Below are 3,142 nucleotides of genomic sequence, written 5' to 3' on the forward strand. Positions count from 1 at the left end.
TGAAGGATATCGCACCAATCAGACGAAGAATGTCAGCTATCCAATCTTTCCGCTATTCGGAGCGATATACTCAACCATCATCTTGATATTGAGTGGCTTCAGACCATACTGATTCTTAGCTGGATGGTCGACGGATATTGGCCGCGTCGGGAACGCCTTCGACATCGACTCCGGAACCTTGTCCTCCCGCAGGTAGTCGAGGAATTCACGCCTAACCCGGAAACTCTTGATCACCGTGTCAGAGAACCCCTGCTCCAAACGCTTCGCCAGGAAAGCTTCCGCACGAGCCCTGTCATCGAAACCCAAGAAGAGCGTTTTGTCGGCACCGCGGATCAATACCGACCCATCTTCGTGAATCCTTACCCGCTCGTTCCCTGCGCCCCTCTACCCGGTAGACGGTTACTTCGCAGTCATCGTTGTTGTGGACCAGAACCGGCGCGTTGCCGGCGAGCACATAGTACGTGTGGCATATTCACCGACGACACGAAAAGTGACCTGTCGGTGCAGGCCGCTCACCTGGTCTTTCTCGGAGCGGTCGGGCATGGGATCGTGCTGTCGGGTGGTGTTGACGGCAACCGTGACGGCAACGTGGGCAGACAGCCAGCGCCGTTGGCGACCGTCGGGCGGTCCGGTGGGGGCTATCCGAGGTAGGGCGTGGGGCGGTTTTCGGCGTGGTGGCGGAGCCGGAGCCGGACGGTGTCGTGGATCGGGATGTGGTCGAAGGCGGCCGGGTCGATGAACCGCACGTCGGTGGACTCGTCGCTGGCCAAAGACGTCCGTGCCATGAACGTCGCCGCCCAGGAACTCGCCGACCTCAACGCCGCACACCAAGACCTCGCCGAGGTCATCGCGAAGTACAAGGCCAACGTCGGCACCGAGCCAGTCGACGCCGCACCAGCAGCACCCGAGCCTACGAAACCACGCCGCGCTCGCAAGCCGACCAAGTAGCCGCAGCCTGGATCACCATCCCGGCACCGACGCGGCGGCCGATTGGCTAAGAAAAGCCATACAGGGTCAGGGGGGCTGCCCGGCCGATGGCCGGGCCGCGCGCACGCGCTACAGGCCTACGGCCCCGCGCGCACGCCGTCTTACCCGAGACAACAGCCCAAAGATCATCGGATGACTGCGCCATTCATCCAAGTCTCTCGATTTTTGGCCTCGCTTGACGACAGCCCTGACGGCAACATGGACGAAAGTCCGCACACCACAGCACCCGAAGGCGTCGCCTCAACATGGAGCGTATGCCGAGAAGAGGACAGACCATCGCATTGACGGCCGGACCGCGATCACTCGGCGCAACCCCTTGCACTCCAAGTATTTGTCGGTCTGTGGAGGTGGCCCAAACAACCGGCCAAACACGGGTCGAGCCATCAAAGCCCGAAGTCGGAAGGTTCTTCGGCCGCCTTCCGCCGATAGGCATCTAGAACCAGGGCGCTCTCATTGATTAGCGCATCAAAGGACTCTTCCTTGCGTTCGTCGTAGCCATATTCGCCATAACTTCTAACCAATTCGGCAAGCAAGTCCGCAACCTCGACGAGGTTTAGGTACCGAAAACCGTCAATTGCTTGCTCGAACTCAACCGGTTCGATGACTTCCATCGCAAAGCCGAAGCCACCGCCCATAATTGCATTAAAGACCCGGTGGACGTGAGCAAGCTTAGCAACCCCGAGCGGCGCGTCGGCCGGCACAACGCCTTCAACTCCATAGTCGACTGCCAGGTTGTGTACGCTGTCCATCGAACTCACGATTTCTACACATCCCCCACTAGATCCGATTTTCCATGTGCCCTGAGCGTTCTATTTACGTACATCATCCCAAAGTCCCATTGCTGATGGAAGGGCATATCCGCAAGCATGTCTCGGATCGGCTTCCCGCCCGTCCAGTTGAAGGTTTTTGCATAGTATCCGTTCTTGGCGAAGTTGATGCTTTGATCCTGAAGGAAAATATTATCAGGGTTATTGATCCACTCCTGCGGGAAGTTGGATCTCCCTGCCCCCTGCTTCCCCTGACTTTGCTCAACGACGTGCTCCCAGTTCAACTTCGGCCCGCCTGGCGTCGCGTAATTCTGGCTGGCCCATGCACCTGCAACCAGCCACCAGCTTTGTCATAACTGGGGTATCCGTCTGCAGAATTCGGCGTCCATGAATTCGCGCCACGGCCGACCGGGCACGACTCGCCACCGGAGACACCGAGGTTGATAAACCCAGGGTCATTGTTGTGGACCAGAACCGGTTCGGCGCCGGCGAGCATGGGTTGGGCGGGGGCGGTGATCGATGAGGGCGAGACTCCAGGTAGGACAGCAAATCGACCAAAACCCGATGCCCCGACCGGGAGCCTCGCCATGCTGTCCTACCCTGCCGCGATCAGGTTGTCCAGCCGGACCCTGAACCACCTCGCCGACCGCATCCGCGACCACCGCCAGCAGCGCGGATCCCGATGGCGCCGACTGAACCCGGGCCGCCAGGCCCTGCTCGCCCTGGCCCACCTATAACGGCGACACCTACACCCGCCTCGCCGCCGGCTTCCAGATAAGCGTCGCGACCGCCTGGCGCTACGTCCAAGAAGCGATCGCCCTGCTCAGCGCGACCGCCGACGATCTCGCCAGCGCGATGCGGCATATCCATCTCCTGGCGTACGCGATCCTGGACGGCACGCTGATCCCGATCGACCGGGTCGCCGACCAGAAGCCGTACTACTCCGGCAAGCACAAACGTCACGGCGTTAACGTGCAGGTCATCGCGGATGCGGCCGGCCGTCTCGTCGGGGCCTCCGGCACGCTGCCCGGTGCGACACATGACCTGACCGCCGCCCGTACCCACGGCATCATCGACGCTCTGAGCAGCGCACCTTCGCGGACAAGGGCTACCAGGGCGCCCGCGGCAGCGTGCGCACGCCGTTCAAACGACGCCGCTACCGGCCGAAGCTGTCACGCCGGCAGAAGGCGGTCAACCGCACCCACGCAAAGATCCGTGCCCGCGGCGTACGCGCGATCGCCACCCTCAAGACCCGGAAAATCCTGACCAAGCTGCGCTGCTGCCCACGCCGCGCGACCGCGATCGTGCAGGCCATCCACGTCCTGCACCACGTCGAAGCGAACCGCTACGCAGGATGAAAATGGCTCCCTGAAGCATCCGCGATAGTG

The 3,142-nt window shown here is 61.6% G+C and carries 2 protein-coding genes and 2 pseudogenes; 1 reads left to right on the forward strand and 3 read right to left on the reverse strand.

All coding sequences use genetic code 11. The annotated features are described in order from the left end of the window. Window positions 1–36: 36 nt before the first annotated feature. The 3 genes and pseudogenes from Afe05nite_RS43390 to Afe05nite_RS43400 all read right to left on the reverse strand — a co-directional run bounded on the left by Afe05nite_RS43390 (window position 37) and on the right by Afe05nite_RS43400 (window position 1,736). Window positions 37–336 (reverse strand): hypothetical protein, encoded by a 300-nt coding sequence (locus Afe05nite_RS43390; RefSeq protein WP_203823204.1) that lies wholly within the window; start codon window positions 334–336, stop codon window positions 37–39. A 302-nt stretch (window positions 337–638) separates the two neighbouring features. Further along, window positions 639–791 (reverse strand): annotated as a pseudogene (locus Afe05nite_RS44425) (NUDIX hydrolase); the annotation flags it as partial. A 579-nt stretch (window positions 792–1,370) separates the two neighbouring features. Further along, on the reverse strand, window positions 1,371–1,736 hold the full coding sequence (locus tag Afe05nite_RS43400) for a DMP19 family protein (protein WP_203823206.1): 366 nt from the start codon (window positions 1,734–1,736) through the stop codon (window positions 1,371–1,373). 605 nt (window positions 1,737–2,341) lie between these two features. Between Afe05nite_RS43400 and Afe05nite_RS43405 the strand changes: the two are divergent. Continuing rightward, window positions 2,342–3,112, forward strand: a pseudogene (locus Afe05nite_RS43405) (transposase family protein). Window positions 3,113–3,142: the final 30 nt, after the last annotated feature.

It is taken from the genome of Paractinoplanes ferrugineus, from assembly GCF_016862195.1.
In the GTDB taxonomy this organism is placed as follows: domain Bacteria; phylum Actinomycetota; class Actinomycetes; order Mycobacteriales; family Micromonosporaceae; genus Actinoplanes; species Actinoplanes ferrugineus.